At 69.3% G+C, this 26,968-nt stretch carries 21 protein-coding genes; 9 read left to right on the plus strand and 12 right to left on the minus strand.

Features of this window, described 5'->3' with window-relative positions:
- The first annotated feature begins 269 nt into the window (after window positions 1–269).
- The 6 genes from eno (at window position 270) to E7744_RS07075 (ending at window position 5,848) form a co-directional block, all read left to right on the plus strand.
- Window positions 270–1,553, plus strand: coding sequence for a phosphopyruvate hydratase (gene eno, locus E7744_RS07050; RefSeq protein WP_137773506.1), 1,284 nt, complete (start codon window positions 270–272; stop codon window positions 1,551–1,553).
- Window positions 1,553–2,080, plus strand: coding sequence for a universal stress protein (locus tag E7744_RS07055; RefSeq protein WP_137773507.1), 528 nt, complete (start codon window positions 1,553–1,555; stop codon window positions 2,078–2,080). The genes eno and E7744_RS07055 overlap by 1 nt, the downstream gene beginning before the upstream one ends.
- On the plus strand, window positions 2,077–2,619 hold the full coding sequence (locus E7744_RS07060) for a CrcB family protein (RefSeq protein ID WP_137773508.1): 543 nt from the start codon (window positions 2,077–2,079) through the stop codon (window positions 2,617–2,619). Before E7744_RS07055 ends, E7744_RS07060 begins: the two co-directional genes overlap by 4 nt.
- Window positions 2,616–2,987, plus strand: coding sequence for a CrcB family protein (locus E7744_RS07065; RefSeq protein WP_137773509.1), 372 nt, complete (start codon window positions 2,616–2,618; stop codon window positions 2,985–2,987). Before E7744_RS07060 ends, E7744_RS07065 begins: the two co-directional genes overlap by 4 nt.
- 56 nt (window positions 2,988–3,043) lie before the next feature.
- A complete protein-coding gene (locus tag E7744_RS07070) occupies window positions 3,044–4,216 on the plus strand; it encodes an MFS transporter (RefSeq protein WP_246858593.1) in 1,173 nt (390 codons plus the stop codon).
- Between the two features lie 381 nt (window positions 4,217–4,597).
- A complete protein-coding gene (locus E7744_RS07075; protein WP_137774762.1) occupies window positions 4,598–5,848 on the plus strand; it encodes an IS256 family transposase in 1,251 nt (416 codons plus the stop codon).
- A 278-nt stretch (window positions 5,849–6,126) separates the two neighbouring features.
- Here the strand turns inward: E7744_RS07075 and E7744_RS07080 are convergent.
- The 7 genes from E7744_RS07080 to E7744_RS07110 all read right to left on the minus strand — a co-directional run bounded on the left by E7744_RS07080 (window position 6,127) and on the right by E7744_RS07110 (window position 14,168).
- Window positions 6,127–7,409 (minus strand): IS3 family transposase gene (locus E7744_RS07080; protein ID WP_246858594.1). Its coding sequence is split into 2 segments (ribosomal slippage): window positions 6,127–7,121 and window positions 7,121–7,409, totalling 1,284 coding nucleotides; the frame shifts between segments, so codons are not numbered across the junction.
- Window positions 7,372–7,824, minus strand: a complete 453-nt coding sequence (locus E7744_RS07085; protein ID WP_137773511.1) for a hypothetical protein — start codon at window positions 7,822–7,824, stop codon at window positions 7,372–7,374. The genes E7744_RS07080 and E7744_RS07085 overlap by 38 nt, the downstream gene beginning before the upstream one ends.
- A 34-nt stretch (window positions 7,825–7,858) precedes the next feature.
- Window positions 7,859–8,470, minus strand: coding sequence for a GNAT family N-acetyltransferase (locus E7744_RS07090; RefSeq protein WP_137773512.1), 612 nt, complete (start codon window positions 8,468–8,470; stop codon window positions 7,859–7,861).
- A gap of 115 nt (window positions 8,471–8,585) precedes the next feature.
- Complete coding sequence (locus E7744_RS07095; protein ID WP_371415385.1) at window positions 8,586–9,740, minus strand: IS30 family transposase; 1,155 nt, start codon at window positions 9,738–9,740, stop codon at window positions 8,586–8,588.
- 273 nt (window positions 9,741–10,013) lie between these two features.
- On the minus strand, window positions 10,014–10,409 hold the full coding sequence (locus tag E7744_RS07100; RefSeq protein ID WP_246858596.1) for a winged helix-turn-helix domain-containing protein: 396 nt from the start codon (window positions 10,407–10,409) through the stop codon (window positions 10,014–10,016).
- Window positions 10,406–11,083, minus strand: coding sequence for a universal stress protein (locus tag E7744_RS07105; RefSeq protein WP_137773513.1), 678 nt, complete (start codon window positions 11,081–11,083; stop codon window positions 10,406–10,408). Before E7744_RS07105 ends, E7744_RS07100 begins: the two co-directional genes overlap by 4 nt.
- Window positions 11,084–11,381: 298 nt before the next feature.
- A complete protein-coding gene (locus E7744_RS07110; RefSeq protein WP_371415386.1) occupies window positions 11,382–14,168 on the minus strand; it encodes a cation-translocating P-type ATPase in 2,787 nt (928 codons plus the stop codon).
- A 434-nt stretch (window positions 14,169–14,602) separates the two neighbouring features.
- On the opposite strand from E7744_RS07110, the gene E7744_RS07115 reads away from it, so the two are divergent.
- The gene (locus E7744_RS07115) at window positions 14,603–15,745 is read left to right on the plus strand and encodes a hypothetical protein (protein WP_137773515.1); all 1,143 of its coding nucleotides are present in this window, start codon (window positions 14,603–14,605) and stop codon (window positions 15,743–15,745) included.
- A complete protein-coding gene (gene heR, locus E7744_RS07120; protein WP_168199780.1) occupies window positions 15,742–16,590 on the plus strand; it encodes a heliorhodopsin HeR in 849 nt (282 codons plus the stop codon). Before E7744_RS07115 ends, heR begins: the two co-directional genes overlap by 4 nt.
- Window positions 16,591–16,799: 209 nt before the next feature.
- Here the strand turns inward: heR and E7744_RS07125 are convergent, their stop codons facing one another.
- The 4 genes from E7744_RS07125 to E7744_RS07140 all read right to left on the minus strand — a co-directional run bounded on the left by E7744_RS07125 (window position 16,800) and on the right by E7744_RS07140 (window position 19,524).
- A complete protein-coding gene (locus tag E7744_RS07125) occupies window positions 16,800–17,288 on the minus strand; it encodes a YqhA family protein (RefSeq protein ID WP_168199781.1) in 489 nt (162 codons plus the stop codon).
- Between the two features lie 77 nt (window positions 17,289–17,365).
- A protein-coding gene (locus E7744_RS07130) for an IS3 family transposase (protein ID WP_246858597.1) occupies window positions 17,366–18,681 on the minus strand; the annotation gives its coding sequence in 2 pieces (ribosomal slippage) (window positions 17,366–18,387 and window positions 18,387–18,681; 1,317 coding nt in all).
- 12 nt (window positions 18,682–18,693) lie between these two features.
- Window positions 18,694–18,975 (minus strand): Lsr2 family protein, encoded by a 282-nt coding sequence (locus tag E7744_RS07135; protein ID WP_137773517.1) that lies wholly within the window; start codon window positions 18,973–18,975, stop codon window positions 18,694–18,696.
- 168 nt (window positions 18,976–19,143) lie between these two features.
- Entirely contained in the window at window positions 19,144–19,524 is a 381-nt protein-coding gene (locus E7744_RS07140; protein WP_137773518.1) for a hypothetical protein, read from the minus strand.
- A gap of 545 nt (window positions 19,525–20,069) precedes the next feature.
- Between E7744_RS07140 and E7744_RS07145 the strand changes: the two genes are divergently transcribed.
- The gene (locus tag E7744_RS07145; protein ID WP_210417178.1) at window positions 20,070–20,288 is read left to right on the plus strand and encodes a helix-turn-helix domain-containing protein; all 219 of its coding nucleotides are present in this window, start codon (window positions 20,070–20,072) and stop codon (window positions 20,286–20,288) included.
- A gap of 168 nt (window positions 20,289–20,456) precedes the next feature.
- Here E7744_RS07145 and E7744_RS07150 read toward each other — a convergent pair whose 3' ends face one another.
- A complete protein-coding gene (locus E7744_RS07150) occupies window positions 20,457–26,921 on the minus strand; it encodes a helicase-related protein (RefSeq protein ID WP_137773520.1) in 6,465 nt (2,154 codons plus the stop codon).
- Between the last annotated feature and the right edge of the window lie 47 nt (window positions 26,922–26,968).

Genomic DNA, 26,968 nt, shown 5'->3' on the forward strand with positions numbered 1-26,968 from the left:
TCGAGGTGAGGCCCGGTGTGGGGTGGCGCGTGCACGGGGAGCATCTGGCGGTCGGGGCCGGGCTGGGCTTAGGCTGGGGCGCATCACGGCGGTGGGGCTCGCCTTTAACCACGGCATTGGTGCCGTCAACGGTCCCTGGTTTCGTTCTGCGAGGCTGGTTGCTGCCGTGATTTCCCTGGACAGCTTCCTTTTGGCCCTTCGGGGTCGGGCCTCCTCGAGAAGTGGCGCCCCCCCTTTCGTGACGGGGGCCGGTGAGGAAGGTGGCGGGTATGGACTTGGTGGATGGCCGGTTCACGGTGGTGGGGCTGTCGGCCCTGGAGGTCCTGGACTCTCGGGGTCATCCGACCTTGCAGGTCCAGGTTCGTCTGGGCGATGGGACCACGGCGGTGGCGGGGGTGCCCGCGGGGGCATCGACCGGGTCCCGGGAGGCGGTCGAGGCCCGCGACGGCGACCCCGACCGGTACGGGGGCAAGGGCGTGTTGGGGGCGGTGGCCCATGTGGAGGGGGAACTGCGCGAGCTGGCCTGCTCCAGGCCGTGGAACTCGGTGGAGCAGCTCGATGCGGTGATGGTCGACGCCGACGGCACCGCCAACAAGTCGCGGTTCGGGGTGAACGCGATCGTGGGGGTCTCGATGGCGGTGGCCCGTGCTGCGGCCGGGGGCCAGGAGTTGTTCCAGGCCCTGCGACCGCCCGGGGTCTCGCCGCGTCTGCCGGTGCCGCATTTCAACGTCCTGAATGGGGGGGTGCACGCCGGCAATGCCCTGGACTTTCAGGAGTTCATGATTGCCCCGGTCGGGGCGCCGTCGTTCGCCGAGGCGGTTCGGGCCGGTGCGGGCGTCTACGCGGCGCTGGGCGGGTTGTTGCGCCGGGCCGGACACGACACCGGGCTCGGTGATGAGGGAGGATTCGCTCCGCAGCTCGAGCGTCCCGAGGAGGTGCTATCCCTGTTGGTGGGCGCGATCGAGGCGGCCGGTTATACGGCCGGCCGCGAAGGAGTGGCGATCGCCCTGGACCCGGCCGCTAGCGAGTTCTACCGGGACGGGGCCTACCACGTGGCCGGGCAGGTGCTCTCCAGTGCGGAGATGATCGAGCGCTACGCCCAGATTGTGGTGGACTTCCCGGTGTGGTCGATCGAGGATGGCTTGGCCGAGGACGACTGGGGTGGGTGGGCCAAGCTCACCGAACGCCTCGGGGATACCACTCAGATCGTGGGCGATGACCTGTTCGTGACCGATCCGAGGATCATCGCCGAGGCCATCGACCGGGGGGTGGGCAATGCGGCGTTGATCAAGCCCAACCAGATCGGCACCGTGACCGAGACCCTGGAGGCCATGCGGACCTGCCGGACCGCGGGCTACGCGCAGATGGTGTCCCACCGTTCCGGGGAGACCTGCGACAGTTTCATCGCGGACCTGGCGGTGGGCACCGGGTGCGGTCAGCTCAAGTCCGGGGCTCCGGCTCGAGGCGAGCGGGTCGCCAAGTACAACCGGTTGTTGGGCATCGCTGCCGATCACCCGTCCCTGGCGTACGGACTGCCGGAAGGGGTGCGGTGATGAGCTTGATCCCGGCCCGCCCCTGGCACGGGGACCCCACCGGCACGATCGTGGTCTTCGGGGTGCTGCCCGACCAGGACCCGGCGGTCATCCACGCTGCGGCGGCGTTCACGGCCCGGATGGGCGGGTCCTTTGTGTGCGTGTGGGCCGACCGGACCCATGTCACCGTCCAACGCCACCTGGACGGAACGATGGATATCACCCCGTTGGATCCCGACGGGGTGGACGACCCGGACCACCCCGGCCGCGAGGCCCAGCTCTACGCCGACCTGCTGAGCATCCTGGGCCAGGCCCCGGCCCCCTGGCGGTTCCGCTATGCCACCGGCGCCCCGGCCCGGGCCCTGCACGAGATCGCCGAAGAACTCGACGCGGTGGCGATCGCCCTGGGCACTCGGGAGAAGGGGTTCGCCGCGTGGGCGGCCGAGCACATCGACGGGCCGGTGGCCGTGCGCCTGGCCCAGCACCAGCACCGCCCGGTGATCCTGATCCCGCACCCGGACACCACCGCCACGGAGACCCACCCGTGAGCCGGCCCGCCCACCTGAATCCGGTGCTGATCCTGGTGGTTGCCGCCGGCGGGGCGGTCGGCACCCTGGCCCGCTACGGGTTGAGCACCGCGATTCCCTCCCGGGGTGGGTGGCCGCTGTCGACCCTGGTGGAGAACCTGGTCGGGGCGTTCCTGCTCGGGCTGCTGCTCGAGGCCCTGGTCCGGGCCGGGGATGAGACCCCGCGGCGGCGCCTGGTCCGGCTCGGCGCCGGAACCGGGGTGCTGGGCGGGTTCACCACCTTCTCCACCTTCGCCCTGGAGGTCGAACACCTACTGGCCACCGGGGCCTCCGGCGCGGCCCTGGGTTACTTCGCCGCCTCCCTCATCGGGGGGTTCCTCACCTGTCTGGCCGGCATCACCCTGGCCGCCGGCCGTCACCGGCGGCGCACCCAAGCCGTGCCCATCGACCCGAACCAGGACCCCGGCCAAGACACCGGCCAGGACACCGGCCAGGACACCGGCAAGGACTCAGACCAGGGTGCGACGTCGGTGCGCCGGCGGGACGGTGAGCGGTCATGATCCTGGTCCTGATCGCCGCCTTCGGCGGGGCCGGGGCGGCAACACGGTTCGTCGTGGACGGGCTGATCCGCACCCGGTACGCCACCACGTTCCCGGCCGCGACCGTGTTCATCAACATCACCGGCTCCCTGGCCCTGGGACTGCTCACCGCCGCCGCCATCGCCGGGGCCCTGGGCCAGCCGTGGGTGGTCGCGGCCTCGATCGGGTTCTGCGGCGGGTACACCACCTTCTCCACTGCCATGGTCGAGACCGTGCGCCTGGTCCAGGCCGGAGACCACACCCGGGCCGTGCTCAACGTCCTGGGCACCGGGGTGGCCACCGTCGCCGCGGCGGCCGCCGGCCTGGGCCTGGGCCACCTGATCTGGTGAACCTCCAGGGACGCCCGACTGCGGTGAGGGCGCCCCGGATCAGTCCGTGGCGTTTCGTGGTCACCTTCGGGGTCGTCAGCCTGCTGGCCGATCTGGTCTACGAGGGCGCCCGCTCGGTCACCGGACCGCTCCTGGCCTCGCTGGGAGCCACTGCCGTGGTCGTCGGGGTCGTGACCGGGGTCGGTGAGGCCGCCGCCCTGCTGCTGCGACTGGTCTCGGGCCCGTTGGCCGACCGCAGCCAGCGGTTCTGGGCCTGGACCCTAGCCGGTTACGCACTGACCGTGATCAGCGTGCCGGCCCTGGGCATGGCCGGGACCCTGGGGGTGGCCGCGGCCTTGGTGATTACCGAACGAGTGGGCAAGGCGATCCGCTCCCCGGCCAAGGACGCGATGCTCTCCTTCGCCACCTCCGCCACCGGTCGCGGTCGTGGCTTCGCCGTCCACGAGGCCCTGGACCAGTGTGGTGCCGTGATCGGGCCCCTGGCCGTCGCCGCCGTCCTGGCCGCAACCGGTAACCACTACGGCCCGTCTTTGGCCGTGTTGGCCCTGCCCGGGGTCCTGGCCCTGGCACTGCTGGTGTGGTTGCGCTCCCGCGCCCGCGACCCGCAGGAGTTCGAACCCCACCCCCACGGTGCCTCGACACCGGCCACGGGGACATCCCCGTCCCCCGGTGTCCGGGGGCTGCCCCCGGTCTTCTGGCGTTATGCCGCCTTCACCGCCATCACCATGACGGGGTTCACCACCTTCGGCGTGCTCTCATTCCACCTGGTCACCACCGAGGTTTTGCTCCCGGCCGCGGTCCCTGTGCTCTACGCGGGGGTGATGGTGGTGGACGCCGTGGCCGCCCTGGCCACCGGGTGGGCCTACGACCATCTCGGCGCACCAGTGCTGGCCGTACTGCCGGTGGTCGCGGCCTTGATTCCGGTGCTGTCCTTCACCACCAGCCTGCCCCTGGTAATCACCGGAGCATTGCTGTGGGGTATCGGCTTGGGCATCCAGGAATCCACCCTGCGCGCCACCATCGCCGACCTGGTGCCCACCCACCGGCGCGGCACCGCCTACGGGATCTTCGCCGCGATCCTGGGCGTGGCCACCGCCGCCGGAGGAGCCCTCAGCGGTGCCCTCTACCAAACCTCGCTGGCGCTACTGATCGGACTCACCATCGCCCTGCAACTGCTCGCCCTGATCGCGCTGACCCTCACCCGGGCCGGCCACCGAGTCCACGACTGACACCTCCGCACAGACCGGCCGGCAACCCCCACCAACACGACCGACCTACACCACCATCCCCTCTAATGGACACGCGAGCTCATGATCGAAGCCGCCACCAAACGATCACAGAAGACCGCCAATCAGCGATCAAATCCACAAGGGACCAAGAAGGCATTCGCCAGCACCGTCCCAGCGGGGGATCCCCAACGGACACGCCTGAGCCCGGGAGGGCAGTCATTCGCGTTGCTCCGGTCCCCACCTGGCGCTCAGCCAGTCATCAGTCTCGGCCGTTAGTGTCAGAAGCACCTCATCAGGGACTGTAAGAAAAACGGTGTGTGAGGGTCCGGCCTGATCCGAAAGGAGACGGCCGTGACTGACACGACCGAGGCAACAGAGGCGATGATCGATCCCGTGACCGGAGAGATCATCGATCAGAAACAACTCGCCGAACAACTGCTCGCCCAGGCCAAGGAGCAAGGCGTGAGCCTGGTCGGCCCCGGCGGGCTGCTCAACCAGCTGACGAAGAACGTGCTGGAAACGGCGCTCGAGGCGGAGCTGACTGAGCACCTCGGCCACGAGCATGGTGAGGTGCCGATCGCGGAGAATATGCGCAACGGCACGAGATCGAAGACGGTGTTGACCGAGATCGGCCCCGTGCAGATCGAGGTGCCGCGGGATCGGGAGGGGTCCTTCGAGCCGGTGATCGTGCCCAAGCGCAAACGGCGCCTGGACGGGATCGACCAGATCGTGCTGTCCCTCTCGGCTCGGGGTTTGACGACCGGGGAGATCGCCGCGCACTTCGAGGAGGTCTACGGAGCCACCGTCTCCAAGGACACCATCTCCAGGATCACCGAGAAGGTCGCCGGGGAACTCGCGGAGTGGTCCGCCCGGCCGCTGGACTCGCTCTACCCGGTGATCTTCGTCGACGCCATTGTGGTCAAGGTCCGGGACGGTCAGGTGCGCAACACCCCGTTCTACGTGGTCATGGGCGTCACCACCAATGGAGAACGCGACATCCTCGGGATCTGGGCCGGTGACGGCGCCGAGGGCGCCCGGTTCTGGCTGCAGGTCTTCTCCGAACTGAAGAACCGGGGCGTGGAGGATGTGCTCATCGCCGTGTGCGATGGGCTCAAGGGCCTGCCGGAGGCGATCACGACCACCTGGGAGCGGACGGTGGTCCAGCAGTGCATCGTGCATCTGATCCGCAACAGCTTCCGCTACGCCGGCCGACAGCACCGCGACGGGATCGTCAAGGCCCTCAAGCCGGTCTACACCGCCCCGAGCGAGCAAGCGGCGAAGGACCGCTTCGCCGAGTTCAGGGACGAGTGGGGTCAGCGGTATCCGGCGATCGTGCAGCTCTGGGAGTCCTCGTGGGCGGAGTTCGTGCCGTTCCTGGAGTACGACGTGGAGATCCGCCGGGTGATCTGCACGACCAACGCGATCGAGTCGATCAACGCCCGCTACCGCCGGGCGGTCCGCGCCCGGGGCCACTTCCCGAACGAGGCAGCCGCCCTGAAGTGTCTGTATCTCGTCACCCGGTCCCTTGATCCCACCGGCGGCGGGAGGGCACGCTGGGTGATGAGGTGGAAGCCGGCGCTCAACGCCTTCGCGATCACCTTCGCCGGACGGTTCGAGAGAACCACTCACTGATGAAAACCGCCGGACCCCACACACCCTTTATCGGACAGTCCCCCTCATCAAGGTGTGAGTGATGAAGGTGCGAGTGATGACACAGAAGGCCCCAGCCATCCCTTCGGCTGGGGCCTTCGTCGCGCCCAGGGCCTACCGGGGGCCAGAGCGGGCGGTGGTACTCCGGTTCGACAGGCCCAGGCCGGGGTCTTAGACCGCCTGGCGGTAGGCCTCGATCACCTCGCGGTGAATGCGGCCGCGGGGTGAGATGATCCGCCCCGGGTTCGGTGGAGGCTCGGTTATCTGGTTCCGGCGGTGACTTCGGCCGGTGCGGTGGGAGCGTAGTGCGCCCAGTGCTGGTGCTCGAGCTCGGCGGGTGGGACGAGCCCGATCTCTCCGTGCAGGCGTCGGTGGTTGAACCAGTCGACGTACTCGGCGACGGCGATCTCCACGTCGGTGACACACTTCCAGCCCCCGCGTGGGCGCATCGCGGGGTTGCGGATGCACTCGGTCTTGAACAGCGCGTTGAACGCCTCGGCGAGGGCGTTGTCATACGAATCGCCCTTGGACCCGACCGACGCGACGGCGCCGGCCTCGGCGAGCCGCTCGGTGTAGCGAATTGCTCGGTACTGGACTCCGCGATCGCTGTGATGGGTCAGGCCGGTGACGTCCTGCCCGGCGCGCAGCCGTGACCACAGGCCCATGTCCAGGGCGTCCAGTGCCAGGTCGGTGCGCAGGGAGGTGGAGACCTGCCAGCCCACGACCATCCGGGAGAACACGTCGATGACGAACGCCGCGTAGGTCCACCCGGCGTGGGTGCGCACGTAGGTCAGGTCCGCGACCCACAGCTGGTTCGGCGCGTCGGCGACGAACTCCCGGTCCACCAGGTCCGCCGGCCGGGGGGTCTGCGCGCCGTCGCTGGTGGTGGTGCGCCGGGTCTTCTCCCGGCTGATCCCGCGCAGCCCCTGCGCCCGCATGAGCCGTTCGACCGTGCAGCGGGCCACGGTCGTGCCGGTTCGGTTCAGCTCGGCCCAGGTCTTCTTGGCCCCGTAGACGCACAAGTTGTCCTCGTAGGTCTTGCGGATCAACGCCACCAGCTCCTCGTCGCGGACCGCGCGCGCCGACGGCGCCCGGGTCTTGGTCGCGTAGTACGTGCTCGGAGCGATCTGCGCCGCGGTGCCGGTGAGCACCGCGCAGATCGGCTCGACCCCGAGCTCGCGCCCCTCCACGACCTCGTGGCGGTGAGCGTCGATGTAGTCGACTACCTGCCGGACGGGCGGTCGAGCTCCGCCGCAAAGAAAGCCGAGGCCGTCTTCAAGATGTGGTTCGCCCGGCGCAGCTCCCTGACCTCACGCTCCAGCTCGACGATCCGGGCAGCGTCCTGGCTCGTCGTCCCCGGCCGCTGCCCACCATCGACCTCCGCCCGCTTGACCCACGTGCGCAACGCCTCCGGATGCACGTCCAACTGGCCCGCGATCCGACGGATCACCACCATCCGCTGATCACCGGCCGCGATCGCGTCCAACGCCATCCTCGTGGCCCGCTCACGCAGCTCCTCGCTGTACTTCTTCGGTGCCGGCATGACTCTCATCCTCCTGGGTTGAGAGCCTCCACCGAACCCGGGGCGGATCAAGTTCGGCTCGTCCTACGGCCAGCGCACTCCAGTCTTGAACCGTCAGGCGGGTGCCCGCCTCCACGTCGGCCAGCCGGGCGCGAAGCCAGACCGGGTCCTGGAGACCTCGCTCAAGCGCGAGGTTGCCTAGCCCGCTGTGCGGGGCGCGGCCCGCGACGTAGATCGTCAGGCGGCCGCGGAGGCCCTTGCCGCTGCGTTCACCGGCGCGGCCGACGTAGACCAGCGCAGACCCCTGACGGAAGAGGTAGACCCCAGGCGTGGTCGGCGACGTGCGAACGGCATCTGCGGTGAAGGGCAGCCAGTCCGACCAGGCGGCCAGCCGCGCGACGTCCCCCGGAAGAACTTCTCCACCAACAGCTGCCATGACGTCGACGGTAAGGCCTGTGTCGGCGCTGGCCTCAGCCTCGGGCCAGGTAGCCCTTTGGCGCGAGCACCGAGTCGGCCGAGGCTGGATCCTGCAGGTAGGCGACGAACCACCGGTGATCGGTTTCGGGATCAAGGTCCAGCCGGGCGAGCTCGCCGGTCGCACGCCGAGCCGGGCGGTCCGAGACCAGCGGCTCCCGGTCTGCCGCGACGGTGAACCCCAGATCCTCCCAGAAGGGCACGGACGCCCGGACGCTGAGGCCGTAGATGAGCGCGACGCCGATCGCGCGGGCACGCTCCACCGCAGTGAGGACCAGTGCGCGGCCATGACCGGCACGCCGATAGGCAGGTGCGACGGCGACGGCGTTGATGCACCACCACGGCTCGATGACGCCGTAGTCGACCGCCATCGCCGCGTCTACCCAGATGAAGCCGACGAGGGGGCCGTCCTCGCCCCCATCGCGGACCGCGATCAGGTAGTTGTCTCGCGGGTGGAGGCCGCTCCCGAATCGGTACGAGGTTCGCCAGCCCTCAGGGTCGTGGAGAGCTGGGAAGGAAGGGAGTGCCTCTCGGGCGAGGGCGGCGAGGTCAGACACATCGTGACGACAGGCTGGCGCCGCGTAGAAGTGGTCCACCGACTCGGTCATGGTCACCAACCTACGAGCCGAGCTGGTTGACCGTGCGCAGAGCTGCGACCACCGCTGCTGCGGCAGGGGAGGGGCGGCGGTCGGCGTCCGTTTGGGGATCGGCGGATTCTGGCGGTCATTGCAACAGCAGCGGTTCGATGTCTTCGATCGGTTTGCGGAACTCTAGTCGTTTGCGGGGTCGGCCGTTGAGCTCGGCGGCGACCGCGTCGAGGTCTGCTTCGCTGTGCACCGACAGGTCGCTGCCCTTGGGGAAGTACTGCCGCAGCAGTCCATTGGTGTTCTCGTTGACCGGGCGTTGCCACGGTGAGTGCGGGTCGGCGAAGTAGACCTCGATGTCGGTGGCGAGCTGGATCTGCTTCCAGTCGCGCATCTCCGTCCCGTGGTCCCAGGTCAGCGAGGTGCGCAGCGCCTTCGGGAGGGTCTGGATCTTCCGTGCCAGTGCCTGGCGCATCAGTTCGGGGGTGTACCCGTGGGGCAAGTGGACCAGCATGGTGTAGTTGGTGGTCCGCTCGACCAGCGTGCCGATCGCCGAGGCGTTGCGGCGCCCCAGGATCAAATCTCCTTCCCAATGCCCGGGCACTGCGCGGTCATCGGCCTCGGGGGCCCGCTCGGTGATGCTGACTGGGTCCGGGATGCGGTTCTTGCGCTGACCGGCCTTGCGGCCCGGCTTGCGCACGCCGCGCCCGGTGCGCAACCGCCTGGTCAGCGCGCGCCTCAGCGCCCCGCGGGACTGAAGGTAGAGCGCTTGGTAGATCGTCTCGTGGTGCACCTGCATCTCCGGGTCGTCGGGGAACTCGCGCCGCAGCCGGCCGGCGATCTGCTCCGGGGAGTACCTCTGGTCCAGGTCGGACTCCACCCGCTCGCGCAGGGCCTGGTTGGCGACCAGCTTGGACTCCTTTGGGCGGCTGGCCCGTTCGTAGGCGGCCGCGTGCGCGGTGCTGGCCCGGTAGCCCCCGCCGCGGTCAGCGTTGCGGCGCAGTTCCCGGCTGATCGTCGAGGGCGGCCGGCCCACCGCCGCGGCGATCTGCCGCACGCCCTGGCGCTGGGCCCGCAGCAGGGCGATCTCCTCTCGTTCGGCGAACGTCAAGCACCGTCCCTTCAGGTTCCGGCCCCGCCGGGGGCGGACCCCACCACAAGCAACAAGCCACCGGGCCCCCTGCTTGCGGTAGCTGCCCGCGCCCTGCGCCGCGTCGGTGATGAACTCACCGCGGGCCATCGCCTCCCAGAACTTCTGATGCACCTCGGCAACCATGTAGCCACCAAATCGCATCTCCAACACCTCGTCTCGCATCTCGCCTGCACCGGGGTGTTGCGATCACCGTTAGAACCCAAGGATCGCTCAACGGGACACCCGTGACGTCTGGCTCGTCGACGACAGCGCTGTGACTTTCAGAGATCGCCGGCGGGGCCCTGCGGATTCTGAGTGGCGGCCTCGGCCGCCTGGGTCGCAATCGCCGCAGCCCGCTGACACCGGCGGGCACGGGCCGGTGATCACGACGACATAGTTGTCTTGGGCGTTGGACGGCTCGACCGGTCGTCTGTTTCAGCGGCGCTGAGCGGTGATGAGACGTAGGAAGTCTCCGACGGGAACTCGGGCTTCGAGTGGGTGGCGGAAGGGCTGATCTCCGTTGACCGTGTAGCTGTTGCGTCGGCCGACGCGTTCCTTGAGGACGTAGCCGGCGTCTTCGAGGTTGCGCAGGATGCCTTGGACGGCTCGTTCGGTGATCCCCACTCGAGCGGCGATGTCGCGCAGGCGGGACTGTGGGTCGAGTGCGAGGCAGACGAGCACGTGGCCATGGTTGGACAGGAAGGTCCACTCAGGCAGGTTCTCGGGGCTTGGCTGGGCGGACACTCGTAGAGAGTACTGCGCAGACATGATCGGCAACTCGCGCATCGCCGTGCTGGTGTGGAGGGACGAGGTTTCGGCTTGGGTGGTCACGGCGCCTCGACCTGGCTCTCCGTGGGGCGGCGTGCAAGCACCGGCTCGTGACTCGCGAGGCTTGCGTCGGGGCCGACGATGAGGACGGGGAACGGCGCCTTGCGCGCGAGCTCCTCGGCGACGCTGCCGAGGATTCGTACAGACAGTCCGCGGCCTTTCCTGCCGATCGCGACGAGGTCGGCGTGGTGGCGTCGGGCGCAGCGCAGCAGCGCCGGCCCGGGTCGCCCAGCGAGCACCTCACAAGTGACGGCCCGGTCGCCGACGGTGCGGCGGGCAGCAGCCAGGAGCTCGTGGGCGGCGTGCTGGCGGCCGCGCCAGTCGATGTCGGCCGCATCGAAATCCACCACCGTCGCGAGCACGATGACTATCGCGGACTTCTCGTCGAACAGGCGCAGGACCGCATGCAGGGCCGCGTGGGACTCTAGGGATTCGTCGATGCCGACGAGGACCCGGGTGCTGTCGGTGGGGAAGTCGTCGGCCTGGTCCGCGTGTACGAGCCTGGGTGTGCGCTCGATGCGCTCGGCGGCCATGAGGGCAAGGAAGGGGCCGAACACCACGGCCATCAGGAGCCACAGTGGGTCGCGGTGACCGCGGCGCGCCATCCACAGGATCGTTGCTAGTCCCGCCGCGAGCCACACCGCACCCGCCACGGCGCCGACCTGAATCCCAGTCATCGTCACCGCCTCCCTCGCGCCTGTCTCCGGGTGCCACCGACTCGGGAAGCGGCGGTGGCGGCTGTGCCCGATGTCGACAGTGTAATCCTAATGCGGGAAACATAGTGCGTCTATTGTCACCGAGGTCGGGGTGACGTGGCCAAGGCCGAGATCACCCCGACGCGTCGTGTCGGCACGCGTGCCCACGTAGCCAGGTCGTTCGCGCCGCGCAGGAACAACTCGCCTCCGACGGCCGCGAGCCCGACGCCCGGGATAAAGGCCAAGGCGCCGGGCGTCACGGTCGGCCGGCTCAGCCGGCTCAGCCGGTGCGGCCGGTGAGCCTGCGCGCGAGCTTGATGAGCTCTTCGACGAGGAGCACGGTGGCCGCGACGGCGGCGCAGGTGGCCCACTGGGCACCGGTCAGGGCGGTGGTGTCGAAGATCGAGTTGAGCAGGGGGAGCTGGACGGCGAGCACCTGCAGCAGGACGACGACGGCGAAGGAGCCCCACAGCCACCGGTTGGTGAACAGGTGGCGGGTGAAGACGCTCTCCCGCTCGGCACGGGCGTTGAGGGCGTTGAAGAACTGAAAGAGCACGAAGGTCGTGAAGGCCATCGTGGCGGCCACGGCGGCGCCGTACTGGTCGCCGGCGAAGGCGAGCACGCCCAGGGTGCCGGCGGCCATGACCGCCCCGGCGCGGAACATCTTCAACAGCCGGGCGCGCCCGAGGATCCGGGAGCGCCGGTCGCGAGGCGGCTCCTGCATCAGCCCGGGCCGCGCGGGGTCCACTCCCAGGGCCATGGCCGGCGGCCCGTCCATGATGATGTTGACCCAGAGCACCTGAATAGCGGTGAGTGGGGCGGGGAGCCCGGCGATGGTCGCGCCGAGGAAGGTCAGGATCGCGCCGATGTTCGTGGAGAGTTGGAACCGGACGAACTTGACGACGTTGTCGAAGATCCCTCGACCCTCGCGAACGGCCCTGACGATGGTCGCGAAGTTGTCGTCGGTCAGGATCATCGTGCCGGCTTCCTTGGTCACCTCGGTGCCGGTGATGCCCATCGCGACGCCGATGTGCGCGGCGCGCAGCGCGGCGGCGTCGTTGACGCCGTCGCCGGTCATCGCTGCGACGTGGCCGCGGTCGGTCAAGGCCTTGACGATGGCGACCTTGTGCTCCGGGGCGACCCGGGCGAAAACGCCGATGTCCTCGATGCGCTCGGTGAGCTCGGCGGGGCTCATGCGGTCCAGGTCCGCACCGGTGACGACGTCACCGGAGATGCCGAGCTCGCGTGCGATGGCAGCTGCGGTGTCGCGGTGGTCGCCGGTGATCATCTTGACCTGGATCCCGGCGCGGTGGCACAGGGCGATCGCCTCACGGGCCTCGGCTCGGGGCGGGTCGGCGATTCCGACCAGGCCCAGGAAGGTCACGCCGGTGAGCCGGTCGGCAAGGGAGGCGGGGTCTCTGAGGTCGTCGAGCAGTGTGGTGGCGACTCCGATGACTCGCAGCCCCTGGGATGCCAGGCGGCTGATCTCGGCGTGGACGCGGGCCAGGGCGTCCGGGCCCAAGGGCTTGACCCCGTTAGCGGTGGCGATGAACGCGCTGCGCCCGAGCAGCACGTCCGGGGCTCCCTTGAGGTAGGCGCGGGCTCGAGTGCCTTCGGCGTGGACGGTGGCCATGTACTTGTGCGCGGCGTCGAACGGCACCTCGCCGATGCGGGGGTGCTCGGCACGCAGCGCCGTGACGTCGATGCCGGTCTTGGCGGCGAGGACGACGAGGGCGCCTTCGGTGGGGTCGCCGACGATCGCCGGTGCACCGTCGCGGGTGGTCAGGACGGCGTCGCTGGCCAGCGCGGCCGCCCGCACCAGCGGATCGAGGTCGCTCGGAAGTGGGGCGCCGTCGGTCGCCCGCAGCTCGCCAGCCGGGACGTAGCCCTCGCCGGCGACGGTCACATCGCGACCGGCGACGACGACAGCTCGGGCGGTCATCTGGTTCAGGGTCAAGGTTCCGGTCTTGTCGCTGCAGACCACGGTCGCCGCGCCCAGGGTCTCCACCGAGGCCAGGCGCTTGACGATGGCCCCTCGGCGGGCCATCCGCTGCACACCCAGGGCCAGGGTCAGGGCCAGGACGGCGGGCAGGCCCTCGGGAACGGTCGCGACAGCCAGGGCGACTGCGCTGAGCGCGAGCTCGGCCAGGGGCTCGCCGCGCAGCAGCGCGAGCAGGGCGTAGGCGCCGACCGCGGTTCCACCGATCACGGCGATGCGCTTGCCGACGGCGTCCAGCTCGACCTGCAGTGGGCTCTTGGGCTCGGTGCCGGTGCGCAGCATTCCCGCGATCGCGCCGACCTCGGTGGCCATCCCCGTGGCGGTCACCACGAGCTCTGCGCGGCCGCGGGTCAGGGCGGTGTTCATGTACGCCATGCCGGTGCGGTCGGCGAGCGGGACCTTCGCGCCGTCACCGGTGAGGGCGGTCGGTGCGGTGGTCTTGGCGACCGGCTGGGACTCCCCGGTGAGCGCGGACTCGTCGATCTCGACACTCTCGGCGACGAGCAGGCGCCCGTCGGCCGGCACCCGGTCGCCAGCCTCCAGGAGCACGATGTCGCCAGGCGCGAGGTCGCCGGCGTCGATGACGTCGACCTGCTCGCCGCGGCGCACACGGGCGGCGGGGGTGAGCATCTTGCGCAGTGCCTCCAGGCTGCGCTCGGCTCGGTTCTCCTGGACAAACCCGATCGTGGCGTTGATCAGCAGCACGATGGTGATCACCACGGTGTCCTTGACGTCCCCGATGAGGCCGGCCAGGACCGCCGCGGCGATCAGGATCAGGATGAGCAGGCTGCGGAACTGGTCCAGGAACCGCCGCCACGCCGCCCGGCGAACCGGCTCGGCAAGCCGGTTTGGCCCGACCGCACTCAATCGCCGGCTGACCTCCGCTTCGTCGAGGCCCCGGCCGGGGTCGACTCCCAGGGCTTCGGTGACTTGCGATGCAGGGATCAGATGCGCATCCGGCACGGTCAGTGCGCTCCCGGGTGGGACGGCACTGGAGGTGCGCCCCTCGGCGGAGGCGGGATGGGCGAGGACTGGCTGCGGGTCGTTCGTGCGTCGGGCCGTGGGCACAGCGGGCTCCTGAAGGTTGGGAGGGACACGGGCACCGGCCCGGGCCGCTAGGGGGTCAGCGGCCCGAGCCGGGCGAGGTGGTCTCTCCCGCCCCCGCAGGGGCCGGCGGCCCGGGCCTTTCGGCCGAGATGACGAGACGCCGTGAGGGGGTACTCGCCAACCTTGCGATCCACGATGCCGGAACTTGACTTCGATTGTCAACAGGTCCGGCTGATCCCGTGGCCAGCGGAGCCGCAGCGCGAGGCGCCAGAGCTCGTCGGAGCCTTAAGGTTGTCCCGGATACGCGAATCGTGCTTCACTCGTTCCGCACGGACGAAGGGGAGTATCCCTGAGCGATGCGTCGTCATGACGGTTCCTGGGTGGGACCCGGCGCCTCGGGCCGATGGGCCGGGAGAGACCTTCGGTTGGACCGAGAACCGACCGAGGAGCACCCCATGACCGACCTGACCCACGAGCCCGTCGCCTTCAGCCGGTGGAGCGGTCCACGACACGTGATGTCGCCCCCACCGGCCGAGCTCGTCGTCGAGCTCCAGGCCCCGACCACCTTCCCCGCCATCACCCTGCTCCTTCCCACCACGGCCGGGAGTGTGATGACGCCGGAGGACCGCGTGGCCCTGCGAGGGCTGCTGGACCAGGCGCGGCAGCGGCTATACGCCGGACGCGTCCCCGCGGCCGACGACGTCCTAACCGAGCTGGCCCGGGTGGCTGAGGAGGCGATGACACTGTCGACCGCGTCCGGGCTGGCGGTCCTGACCTCGCGCGACGGCATCCGGGCCAGCATCCGCCTGCCCGTGGCGGTGGTGCCGCGCGTCGTCGTGGACGCATCCTTCGCGACGCGTGACCTTGTCCGCGCCCTGCACCGCACCCCCCGCCATGCCGTTCTCGCCCTGGGCTCGCGCCAGGCGCGACTGTTCGAGGGCGCTGGTGACGAGCTGCGCCCGGTGACCGGGCGTTTCCCGATCACCGCGGCGCGCGAGCAACGCCGTGACCCCGACCGGCCCGGTCTGGCGCGGTCCGACGCCGCCGCGTTCTATCGCGACGTCGACGCGGCGCTGGGAGCGCACCTGCGCCTGCACCCCTCGCCGATCGTGCTCGCCGGCTCACCGCGCGCCGTCGCCGGATTCAGGGCGGTCTCGCGTCATCTCGCCCGACTGGCCGGAACGGTCGAAGCTGACGTGGTCCGCGAGCCCCTCCCCTCGCTGGCTCGCCGGGTGCGACCGGTCCTCGAGCAGTACCTGCGATCCCGTCAGGAGGAGGCGTTCGGCCTCCTCGAACGTCGGATGGGATCCCAGGCTGCGGTCAGCGGCGTGGCCGCGGCGTGGCTCGCCGCACGCCACGAACGCCCCGAGATGCTCGTGGTCGACGAGTCCCTGGTCATGCCGGCCCGCCTCAGCCCAGACGGCGACTTCCTCGAGCCGGCGGAGGACCCGGAGGCCCTGGACGTCGTGGACGACATCATCGACGAGCTGATCGAGCTCGTGCTGCGCCGCGGCGGATGGATCGCCCTGGCCGAACCTGGCCGGCTGACCGCCCACGACGGAGTTGCCCTCACCCTGCGGACCAAGGCCGCGCAATGACTGCGCGTCAGAACGCGGCATCGCCGGTAACGGGCGCGAAGCGAGCAGCCCGCCGAACCCAGCTGGCTGCCGCCGCGGCTGGCGTTCGGGTGCTGCCCGAGCGCGCGCGAGGACTACGCCGGGCGAACCTGGCTGCCTGCGCGCTGCACGCCGTCAGTGCGGCCGCGGTGCTTGCACTGGCGGACGAATTCACTTTGCCGGTGACCGGCACTTACCTCGTGGGACCACCGGGCACCGACGGGCAGAGCGTCACCGTGCTCGACCTGTCCGTCGCTGGCGCTGTCGGCGCCTTCCTGATCCTGTCGGCGCTGTTCCACCTGCTGGTCAGCGCCCCATTCGTGTTCAAGCGCTACCTCACCGGATTGACCCAGCACCGCAATGTGTTCCGCTGGGTGGAGTACTCCCTGTCGAGCTCACTGATGATCGTCGTGATCGCCCAACTCTGTGGGATCACCGACGTCGCGGCGCTGATCGCCATCGCCGGCGTGAACGCCTCGATGATCTTCTTCGGGTGGCTGCAGGAGAAGTACCACGAGCCCGGCGACGGCGGGTTCCTGCCGTTCGCTCTCGGCTGCGTCGCCGGCGTCGTACCGTGGCTCGCGATCCTGGTCTACGTCCTGGCGCCCGGGTCGACGTCCGGGGCCGAACCACCTGCCTTCGTCTACGCGATCGTCATCTCGCTCTTCGCGTTCTTCAACGTGTTCGCCCTTGTGCAGTGGCTGCAGTACCGGCCCGTCGGGCGCTTCCGCGACTACCTCGTCGGGGAGCGCACGTACATCGCACTGAGCTTCATCGCCAAGTCCGCCCTTGCATGGCAAGTCTTCGCTGGAACACTCACCGCATGATCCCCCCGCCCTCACGCCACGGCACGGGCTCCTGATACCCACCCACAGCTCAAGCCCGGCGCTCTTGCCGCATCCTGTGTGGCGTCAAGCCTGCGTGCTCTGAGGCGCGATGACAGACCGGCGCCTCCACAGCGGATGTGCGCGTCGGACTGGGTGGGACGAGCCGATCGCCTTGCTTACGTGCTCACGCGCGCGAGGCGGCTCGGGGGTCAACGCCAGCGGGCGAAGACGACCAAGAGGGTTCCGACGGCCACGATGGCAGCCGCGTAGGACAACAGATGGTCACCCGGTGGCCTGCGGACGAGCTCTTCGAGGAAGCGCACTGCGAGGACCAGGACCAAGGTCGCGGCGACTTTCGACTTCAGTGCGTCGAAGCCCTCGGTCGTCAGCGCCGGGGGGAGGTCGAGGTCGCTAATGCAGAGTTCCCACATGCCCAGGCCGACTTGGAGCAGCACCGTGCCGACCAGGATCGTGTCGATGCTCTCGAAGAGCAGGACCAGGGCTTCCTCGCTGGTGCCGGTACCGATCGCCCTGATGAACAGGACCGCCTTCACCAACGCCCAAACGAACGCCGTGGCACACAGCAGCAGGGACGTGATGGCGCTGAGCGCGCCGAGCCAGCGCGCCGACTCCAGCGCGCGACCGAGCCTGGACACAGTGCTCTGACGCGGCTCATCGCGCCCGGGTGCAGGATCCAACGAGACGCCCCTCCAATGCTCTTGACCAACACCGCCTATGAATCGCCCCGGGATCGGTGGAGACTCGGTTAGTTGGTTTAGGCCTCGTTGAGGACCTTCTCCTCACGGTAGTGGGTGGTGGGGTGTCGGGACCAGTAGTTGGTCTCGAACTCGACGGGCGGGACGTGGCCAAGCTCGCCGTGGAGGCGGCGGTGGTTGTACCAGTCGATGTACTCGGCCACGGCGATCTCGACGTCGCCGACGTGCTTCCATCCGCCTGTGGGTCGCATCGCGGGGTTGCGGATGCACTCGGCCTTGAACAGCGAGTTCAGCGCCTCGGCCATCGCATTATCGTAGGAGTCGCCCTTGCTGCCGACGGACGCGACCGCCTCGGCGTCGGCGAGTCGCTGGGTGTAGCGAATGGCTCGATATTGGACTCCGCGGTCGCTGTGATGGACCAAACCGGTCAGATCGGCGCCGCGGCGTCGGCGTGCCCACAGCGCCATGTCGAGGGCGTCGAGGGCGAGGTCGGTGCGCAGCGAGGTGGAGACCTGCCAGCCCAGCACGATCCGGGAGAACACGTCCAGGACGAACGCGACGTAGACCCAGCCGGCGTGGGTGCGGACGTAGGTCAGGTCCGCCACCCAGAGCTGGTTGGGTGCCTGCGCGACGAACGCGCGCTCGACCAGATCCGCGGGTCGAGGCGTTTCCGCGCCATCGGAGCGGGTGGTGAAGGCGTGCTTGGCCCGTGGGATGCCGCGCAGTCCTTCGGCCCGCATCAGCCGTTCCACCGTGCAGCGAGCCACTTGATGGCCGGTCCGGACAAGCTCGGCGTGGACCTTCCGCGCGCCGTAGACGCCCAGATTCTTGGTGTGCACGGTTCGGATCTCCTTCGTCAGTTCCTGGTCGCGGAGCGCGCGGGCGGAAGGGGTGTGCTGTTTCGCTGCGTAGTAGGTGCTCGGAGCGATCTGCACGCCAGCGTCCCGCAGGACGCGGCAGATCGGCTCGACTCCGAGTGCACGGCCCTCGACGATCCGATCGCGGTGGGTGTCGATGTAGTCAACGACCACCGCGACCGGCACCTCCCGAGTGGCTACCTGATCTTGCGGTCGAGCTCCGCGGCCGCGAAAAAAGCCGCGCTCGTCTTCAGGATCTCGTTCGCGCGTCGCAGCTCGCGGACCTCGCGTTCCAGCTCGGTGATCCGGGCCTGGTCATCCGTGCTCAACCCGGGACGGATCCCGCCGTCGACCTCCGCCTGCCGGACCCAGTTCCGCAACGCCTCAGGGTGGACCCCCAACTGGTCGGCGACCCGTTTGATCGCCCCACGACTCGTCTCGGGATCCTTCCTCGCATCCAACGCCATCCGCGTCGCCCGCTGCTGGAGCTCGACGCTGTACTTCCTCGGTGCTGACATGACTCTCATCCTTCACTGGTTTGAGAGCCTCCACCAGACCCGGGGCGATTCAGAGACGTCGTATCCGTTTTCCTTGGCCCAGGCCCGGATCCGGGCCGCTTCCTGTGCCGGCTTCGGGGGCGCCACCGGGCGGGCAGAGCGCACATAGGTCTTCAACTCGGTCCGCAGCTGCTTGGCGTTGTCCTTGGTCAGGTCGAGCTCGTAGTGCCGGCCGTCGACACCGAATTGGACGGTTTCGGTGGCCGGTTCACCGTTGAGGTCATCGACCAGCACTGTTTTCACTTTCTGTGCCATCACTCTCCCTGCCGCGGGTCTGCGCGGCCCACTAGGACTAATACTCAACAGCTATCAGAATCGCAGAGCGAGATTCGGGGTGACGAATCCACGCGGAATCCGCCGCGGTACGACCCGACGGCTGTTCCTCCGAAAGATCACCATGCGTCCAGGATGGTGGCGCGGTTCTCAGGATCCTCGGACGCTCGCGTAGTGGGGTTGCCAGTGATCGGTGTAGGTGTGGGCACCGCCGGGGGTGGTGACGGTCAGGGTCTGCACGTCGTCGTCGTGATGGGCCATGCGCAGGGCCATGTTCGAGGCGACGTATTCCAGGGTGAAGACCTGCTCGGGGTCGTACTCGCCGCCTCCCCAGGACTCGGGGGTGATGGTCACCAACAACTCCCCGGGGGCCGGGGACTCGACGGCGGAGACGTAGGCGAAGGGCTCGAACGGGGCGCAGGCCCGCAGCCCTGCCGGGGTACTGGCATCCCCGCAGTCGCCTGAGTATGTCTCGCCGGTGGTGTCCAGGAACTGGTCATACTTCTCACCGGCCCAGATGCCGATGACCATCGGATCCACGTTGCCCTGAGGTCTAAGCAGGGGAGCCGCGGCCACCGGGCTGCTGGAACGCGTGGTGCTCGCCCCGCTGGGGTCGGGTGCAGTGTTCACCGTACACCCGGTCAGGACAGCCGCCGAGCACGCCAGGCCCGCGACCACACGGATTGTTGATTTCACGAGAGCCCCTCTGACCTGCGACGACAGTGTCGAGGTTACGGGATCGACGACGAGTAATGGACACAGTTCCGTTGGTTTTCAGAACGTGTTCCGGTTACGCTCACCTTGGACACAAAAGAGGCGGTGGCGTCAGCCACCGCCTCCCTACAGATCTTCTGTTGATGGGCCCGTATCCCCCCGGGCTTGATCCATCTGACGATCCGCTGCACCGTCTCACTGGGCCCCTTCACCGTAGTGAAGGGGCCCGCGGTGTCGGTAGTGGCCTTTTGTCTACGTATCTTCGCCAGTCAGGACACTGTCCTGGGGTCGCGCGCTCGTCCGGGCTCGTAATGTGGGCTCTCGAGACCTGCACCCACGGGTGACGACAATGGAGTGCGATGATGAACGATCCCAAGGCCGTGGACACCCTGCTGGAGGGCCAGCCCGAGCTGCTCACCACCGATGAGATCTGCACGCTCATGCGCGTGAGCCAGGGGACCGTGCTGCGGTGGATGAAGGACCAGGACCTGCCGGTCATCTCCGTCGGGCCGAGGCTGCGCCGCGTGCAGCTGGCCCGCTTCCGGGAGTGGCTGCTCCAGGCAGACGAGATCAAGGACTGATTGAGGCGGGCGGGCCCTGTGACGGCAGCGCTGCTAGGCGAAGCGGCCACAGAACCCGCTGGGCCGGCATTCTCCGACAGGTCGGCCCCCGTCCCACTAACGCGATGACAGCACGGTGATATCTCCTCACTATCGTCGAGATAGCGTTCTTCCGCACTGCTCCGGTCCTCATGCCAGGCCCGGCGAGGCGCTGGTAACGGTCGGCATGGCGTGCAGTTGGTAGGCCAGAGCCGGGTCCAGTTGCCGTGACTGGGGTGCTGGTTCCGGTGTGGGCTCGGGGGAGGGGGTCGTGGCGCGTTGGTAGACGTCTCCGGTGACGGTGGTCCCGGCCGGGACCGTTGAAACCGCGGAGGTTTCCGGGGTGGCTTCGGGGACCGGGGCCAGGCGCAGCTCGGCCAGGCTGACCGGTTTGTCGGTGAGGGTGGCGTGCCCGCCGGCCCGGGAGGGTACCCGGACGGTGGTCCCGTCGGCGGTCTCGACTACCAACTGGTGCACGGTGATTCGCCGTCCCATGGCCCCGGTGTGGTGTTCCTGCTCCACGCCGGTCAGCCGGCCCGGGACCAGGCCCCCGGCCATCTCGCCGTGGGTGGGCACGTCCAGCAGGACGTGCTGGCCGGCCGGCTCCTGCTGGGCCAGCTCGCGCAGTCCGACCCGGGGCGGCAGCTCGGTGTCGGGGCGGGCGAGGGTGAGCAGTTCGTGGCCGGTGAGCGCCCCGTGGGTGCGGTCCAGGACGGTGACCTCGGATTCGGCGCGCTTTTTGCCCTCCCCGGTGACCTGGTCGTTTTTGTATCGGAGGTTGACGGTGGTGTCGCCACTGATGCCGGTGATGGTGACCGGTTCGCGGGTTTGAGCGTGGTTGTCGATGTCGGTGGCGGCCACCACGTCCCCGGGGCGCAGGTCCTCCACCGGCACCGTGAACCGAGGCCCACCGTAGAGGGCGGTCTTCTGGTCCTCGGTGAGTCGCAGTGGGGGAGTGGTGGTCCATTCACGGGACTCCACCCGCCAGGGGGTGGACTCGCGGCTGCGCCCGGTGTCCGGGCTGACCGCGACCTGCCGGAAGCTGCCGTACCCGTACTGCTCCAACCGGACCACGTCCCCGGCGTAGCCGAAGTGCTCGACGTCCTCGCCCAGCACCTCGCCGGGCAGGAAATCGTGGGCGGTGCGCTGCTTGGCCCGTTGGGCGGCCGCCGCCTGCTCGGCGGCAATCTGCTCGGGACTGGTGGCATCCACCAGGATGATGCCCGGTCCGGTGTCCAGGTCCTGGACCCGGATCCGCTCACCGGTGTCCGTGGTGAGGGTCTGCCGGTCGGCCAGGGCGCCCTCGACGACGGACCCATCCAGGCGCTGCGTCCGGACCCGCGCCTCGGCGGGCACCTGCCAGAGACGGTCCACCCGCCGGTGCCGGGTGGTATCCAGGTCGAGCATCTCCTCCTCCAGCGGTTTGAGCGCATCGGACATCCGGGCGATCAGCTTGCCCGAGCGCAGCACGGAGAACGCCGGGGTCGCCGTCGCCAGATCGGTGGGCGCCTCTTCTTCGGCGGGCCAGCACACCGCATGCGACCCGCCGGAGCGCTCATCCGCGTGAAGGCCAACGCGCCAGTACGCCCGGCCCACGTTCCACACGTCCCCTTCGCGGTGGTCCGTGTGCTCCAGGTCCCCGAGCTTGACCAGCTGGTCGCCGGTGAGCTCCACCGGAGTCTCGTCGGTGCCCTCGGTGGTCGGGGCCATCTCCTCGGCCAGTTCGGCGGCCTCGCGCTTGAGGGTCTCGAGCTCGTCGGCGTGCTCGAACGGCTGGGTGAGGGCCTGCTCCACCGCCGGAATCGACTCCTGCAGCGTTCCCAGCTCGGTGCGGCGGCGGGTCAGTTCTCCGCTCAGGCCGGTGACAAAGGCCTCGGCGGACTGGATGGCCGACCGGGGTCCCATGTCCTCTCCAAGGAGCTTGGTTACCGGCCAGGACTTGTGCACCGAGGGCAACCCCAGCGGCACCAGCTGGACGGTGTTCCCGGACCGGACCACGCCGAGCTGGACCCCGCCGAGGGTGCCGACCGGTTCCGGGGCAGTGGGCTCACCCAGGTTGGGTAGGCCGGTGCGGACCGCCTCGCGGCGCAGCGCGGCGGCGAGGACCTGTCCGGCGGCCATCCGGTCCGAGGTGCCCGCCCCGTCGGGACGGGTGAAGCGGAACTTGTCCCCCTCCGTGGAGGTGGCCTTCTCGGTGACGGTCTCCAGTCGCGGGAGCATCTGTTCCAGGTGCTGGACGCGGGTTTGGTTCATCCGCAGTTCGGCGCGGGTGGTCGAGCGTTGGTTGCGCCAGGAGGCTTCCAGACTGGTGAGCTGTTCGATGCGCATCTGCATGGTGGCTAGCTGCTCGATGCGGGGGTCGCCGGAGAGTTCGGCGGCGGCCTTGGAGGCACTGAACTCCAGGTCCGCCACCGCGTCCTCGACCTCGCGGCCTTGCAGGTCGCCGCGTTTCATCTGGCCGATGAACCTGGCCTTGCGGGCGATCATGTCCCAGCTGGCCACGTCGAAGGTCTTCTCGGTGGCATAGGAGTAGATCTCCACTTGCTGGTTCTGGTTGCCCTGGCGGATGATCCGGCCCTCGCGCTGCTCCAAATCGGCCGGCCGCCACGGGCAGTCCACGTGATGCAATGCCACCGCCCGGCGCTGGATGTTGGTGCCGGTGCCCATCTTCGCCGTGGACCCGATGATCACGCTGAGCTGTCCCTCCCGGGCTTTCGTGAACATCTCCTGACGGGCCTCGTCGGTGTCGGCGTCGTGGATGAACGCGATCCGCTCCGGCGCCATGCCCCGGGCCACGAATTGGTCGCGGAGCTCGTGGTAGATGTTCCACTGGTCCTCCCGGGGCGTGGACTGGTCGCAGAACACGATCTGCAACCCGCCGCGCACCTCGGAGACCTCCCCGGTGGCGGTGCGGTAGGCCCGGTCGTGGGTGCGTTCGTGGACCTCCATGACCTGTTCTGCCACGGCCACGGCCCGGCCGCCGTCCTCATCGGGGTCCAGGCCGACGAGCCGGCCGTCGAGGGCGACCTTGCGCCCATCGCCCATGATCTTGAGCATGTTGTCCGCCCCCGGCTCGGGAAACCCGGAGAGCTGGTCGATCCGGTCGGCGAGGTCGGTGATGTACTCGCGGACCTGCTCGGAGGGTTCCCGGCGCAGCAGAATCCGATCCCCACCGAGCACGGTGGGCAGGGTGGCCTCCAGTTGGTCGCGTTGGACGGTGTCGGTGAAGGTCCGGTTCAGGCCCATCAGCTCGGGCATGTTCACGTACCGCCCGATCTTGGTGACTTGGTCGAACCCGTCCCCGGTCATCTTCGGCTTCAGGGTGGTCTGGGACTTGGTGAACTGCTGACCCCACGCCGTGACCGTGTCCACGGCGGCCGCTTCCAGCAGATCCGGGCGCAGGTAGTGCTGCATCACCCACATCTCCGACATCGAGTTGGACACCGGGGTGCCGGTGGCGAACGTCGCCACCGCCGGCAGATAGGTGGACGTGGCGACCCCGGCCCGTTCGGCGGAGAGGGTCTTGCGCTCCCGCAGGGCGCGGAGCTTGAAGTCCAGGTCGGTGGCCCGGTTCGAGCCCTGGCAGGCCAGCTCGCCCAGGTCCGAGGTGCGGGCGAGGTTCTTGTAGTGGTGGGCCTCGTCCACGAACAGGTAGTCGATGCCGGTCTCCTCGAAGGTGATGCCCGGGTCGGTGATCCTCGTGGCCTTCTCGTAGGCCGCCTGCACCCGCTTCTTGGCGGCCTCGACCCGCTTGACCGACATGCCCGCCTCGGAGTCCCGGATCAGTTCGTCGAGTTCGGTGAGTTGTTCGGCGAGCCATTCGGCGCGTTTGGCCGGGTCGATCTCGACGCGTTCGAACACGGTCTGGGGCATGATGATCGCGTCCCAGTCCCCGGCGGCGGCCATCGCCATCCAGTCTCGGCGCTGGGCCGGGTTCAGCCCGGTCGGCACGGCCAGGACGTTGGCGTCCGGGTACCACTCCACGAACTCGCGGTTGATCTGCTCCACCAGGTGATTCGGGACCACCATCGCCGGGCGGTGGGCGATGCCGGTGCGGCGCAGCTCCATGGCGGCCATGACCATGGTGCCGGTCTTGCCGGCCCCGACCACGTGGTCCAGCAGCACGGCCGGTTCGTTCACCGCCCGGGCCACGGCCGAGCGCTGGTAGGAATACGGAATCCGGTCGGCTTCCAGCCCGGGCAGTTCCAGCCGTTGGCCCATCTGGTCGTAGTCCGGGGCGACCATCGAGTTGAACGCCTCGTTGTACAGGGCTTGCAACCGGGCCGCGCGGGCCGGGTCTTCGGTGACCCAGGCGTTGAACCGCTCGCGCAGGGCCTCGACCTTCTCCCGGGCCGCGGTGGTCGCGGCCTCGTCCTTGCGGTAGGTGCCGTCGGCGTCCTTCTCCCGGACCACCACGGACTTATAGTTCATGGTCGCGGCCAGCAGGGCCGCGGGGGTGCGCTTGTTCGTGCCCCACTGGTATCGCACCGAGGGGGAGAATCCGCCCTTGGGGGAGGCGATTTCCCAGGCCTCGACGGCCGGGTTGAACTTGACCTCGGTGGCGACCTCGAAGGTGTCGCGGACGAAGTCCTCGTAAATGTCCTGCGGAACCCAGTGCACGCCGGGGTTGACCACCACATCGCGGATGTCCACGTCCTCGGGCAGCACCGCCTCCAGGGCGGCCACATTCACCGCGTAGTCTCCACCGTTCTGAACCGCCTGGCGCGCTGCGGCCAGCTTGGTGCGGACGTTGCCGGAGAGGTAGGCGACTTTCGGGGTCAGCACCCCGGATTCGGGGTCGGTGAACACGTGCCCGGCCATCATCGTCTCGGCCTCGTCGGCGTCCACCCCGAGCAGCCCGGCGACCCGGTCCACGTCCACAGTGCGTGTCTCGTCCAGGCTGATCGCGATGGCGTCTTCCACCGTCTCGGCCTTCTCGGGGCGGGGCCGGTACTCGATGACGTCCCGGGTCAACAGCGCCGCTGGCTCGGCGGTCTGCTCCTGCTCATCGAACACCTCACAGGCGCGCAGCAGGCCCAGCTTGGGGTCCCCGGCCAGGAACTCCAGGTGGGGCTGGCGGCGGTGACTGAACTCGGGTTCGGCGGCCTCGGCGGCCCACTGGGTGGCCAGCTCGTCCGGGACGGGGACCTCGGAGCGGTCCATCTCCCCGTCCTCGGGCAGGGTCGCCCGCCACTGCGCCTCCAACTCGCGTACCTTCTGCGCCTGCTCCTGAGCTCTCGGGGTCTTCCAGATGTCCTCGGAGCGGTTGATCGGCCCATAGGCGTTCACGTAGTCCTGCCAGCCGGTGCGCAACTTCTCCCGCGCGGCCTCGGCGACGTCCTGGCCCCGTCCCTCGGACTGAGCACGCATGACCTGCACCGCCTGGTCGCGCAGCACCAGCAGGGCCCGGGCCTCCACGGCCCGGGCGCGGGGGACCTTGACCGGCTCCCACTGAAGCTGCGCCCCGTACCGGGTGAAGCCCTGGCTGGCTGGGTCGAAGCGGACATGGCCGACGGCGGCCTCGGCCACCGGCGGGAAGTGCAGCCCCGGACGGTGCTCAACGGGCAGTGGGTCGGGGGAGTAGCCCAGCCCCTGATCTTTGGCGGCATCGACCACCGCGCCGAGACGTTCCTCAAGCAGCGCGGTGAGGTCCTCGGTGGGTGGGTCGACGCGGTAGGACATCCCACCCCAGGGGTCGCTGGCCGCACGGAGGGTGCCGAGCACGTTCTCCGGATGATCCCGGAAGTACCGCGACGCGGGCACCTGGTGGGTCTCCCCGTCCCGGTCGGGAGCTTCGATCAGGCTCGGTTCGACCCAGGCGGCGACGGCGTCCTGGTCGATCTTCGCCCCGGGGTCGCGGCGCCGGAAAACAAGCACGTCGGTCTTCACATCCGTGCCCGCGCTGTCCTGCATCGCCCCGTTCGGCAGCCGCACCGCGCCGACCAGGTCGGCGTACCGGGCGAACTCCCGGCGGGCCGAGGCCCGCTGGGCGTCCATCGTCCAGGTGGAGGTCATCACCGCCACGTACCCGCCCGGGGCCGTCAGCCGCAGGGACTTGGCAATGAAGTAATTGTGGATCGACAGGTTCTGCCCGTTGTACCGGGCATCGGCCACCGGGAACGAGCCGAAGGGGACGTTGCCGACCACCGCGTGGAAGCTGTCCTCGCCCAGGCGGACCTGTTCGAACCCGGCCGCGTGGACCTCGTGGGAGGGGTGCAGGTGGGCGGCGATGCGCGCGGTCGTGGCATCGAGCTCCACCCCGACCATCTGTGTCCCCGTGGGGGCCTGGCCGATGAACTCCCCGGACCCGCACCCCGGCTCCAACACCCGGCCCCCGTCGAACCCCGCCCGGGACAGCGCACCCCAGATCGCGGCGGTGTGGGCGGGGTCGGTGTAGTGGGCGTTCAGGGTGGTGGCCTTGGCCTGCTCCCACCCTTCCGGACCCAGCAGGTTCCGGACCAGGGCTCGGTCCTCGGGGGAGAAGGTGTCGGCGGTGTCGTCGAAGACCTCCGGCAGGGCCCCCCAGCTGGACCAGCGGGAGAGCGCGTCCTGGTCCAGAGGCGTGGCGTAGCGTCCGGCGTCCTCGAGTTCGGCCAGGGTTTGCAGGGCTGCCACATTGGCCAGGAACCGGCGGGTGGCCGTGGCCGGACGTTGGGTGCCCC

The organism is Citricoccus sp. SGAir0253 (assembly GCF_005877055.1).
In the GTDB taxonomy this organism is placed as follows: domain Bacteria; phylum Actinomycetota; class Actinomycetes; order Actinomycetales; family Micrococcaceae; genus Citricoccus.

Coding starts and splice junctions, on each gene's coding strand:
- eno (WP_137773506.1), top strand. CDS start 270: ATGGACTTGGTGGATGGCCGGTTCACGGTGGTGGGGCTGTCGGCCCTG.
- E7744_RS07145 (WP_210417178.1), top strand. CDS start 20,070: ATGAACGATCCCAAGGCCGTGGACACCCTGCTGGAGGGCCAGCCCGAG.
- E7744_RS07075 (WP_137774762.1), top strand. CDS start 4,598: ATGATCGATCCCGTGACCGGAGAGATCATCGATCAGAAACAACTCGCC.
- E7744_RS07115 (WP_137773515.1), top strand. CDS start 14,603: ATGACCGACCTGACCCACGAGCCCGTCGCCTTCAGCCGGTGGAGCGGT.
- E7744_RS07085 (WP_137773511.1), bottom strand. CDS start 7,824: ATGGCAGCTGTTGGTGGAGAAGTTCTTCCGGGGGACGTCGCGCGGCTG.
- E7744_RS07095 (WP_371415385.1), bottom strand. CDS start 9,740: ATGCGATTTGGTGGCTACATGGTTGCCGAGGTGCATCAGAAGTTCTGG.
- heR (WP_168199780.1), top strand. CDS start 15,742: ATGACTGCGCGTCAGAACGCGGCATCGCCGGTAACGGGCGCGAAGCGA.
- E7744_RS07105 (WP_137773513.1), bottom strand. CDS start 11,083: ATGACTGGGATTCAGGTCGGCGCCGTGGCGGGTGCGGTGTGGCTCGCG.
- E7744_RS07140 (WP_137773518.1), bottom strand. CDS start 19,524: ATGGTCATCGGCATCTGGGCCGGTGAGAAGTATGACCAGTTCCTGGAC.
- E7744_RS07055 (WP_137773507.1), top strand. CDS start 1,553: ATGAGCTTGATCCCGGCCCGCCCCTGGCACGGGGACCCCACCGGCACG.
- E7744_RS07135 (WP_137773517.1), bottom strand. CDS start 18,975: ATGGCACAGAAAGTGAAAACAGTGCTGGTCGATGACCTCAACGGTGAA.
- E7744_RS07090 (WP_137773512.1), bottom strand. CDS start 8,470: ATGACCGAGTCGGTGGACCACTTCTACGCGGCGCCAGCCTGTCGTCAC.
- E7744_RS07065 (WP_137773509.1), top strand. CDS start 2,616: ATGATCCTGGTCCTGATCGCCGCCTTCGGCGGGGCCGGGGCGGCAACA.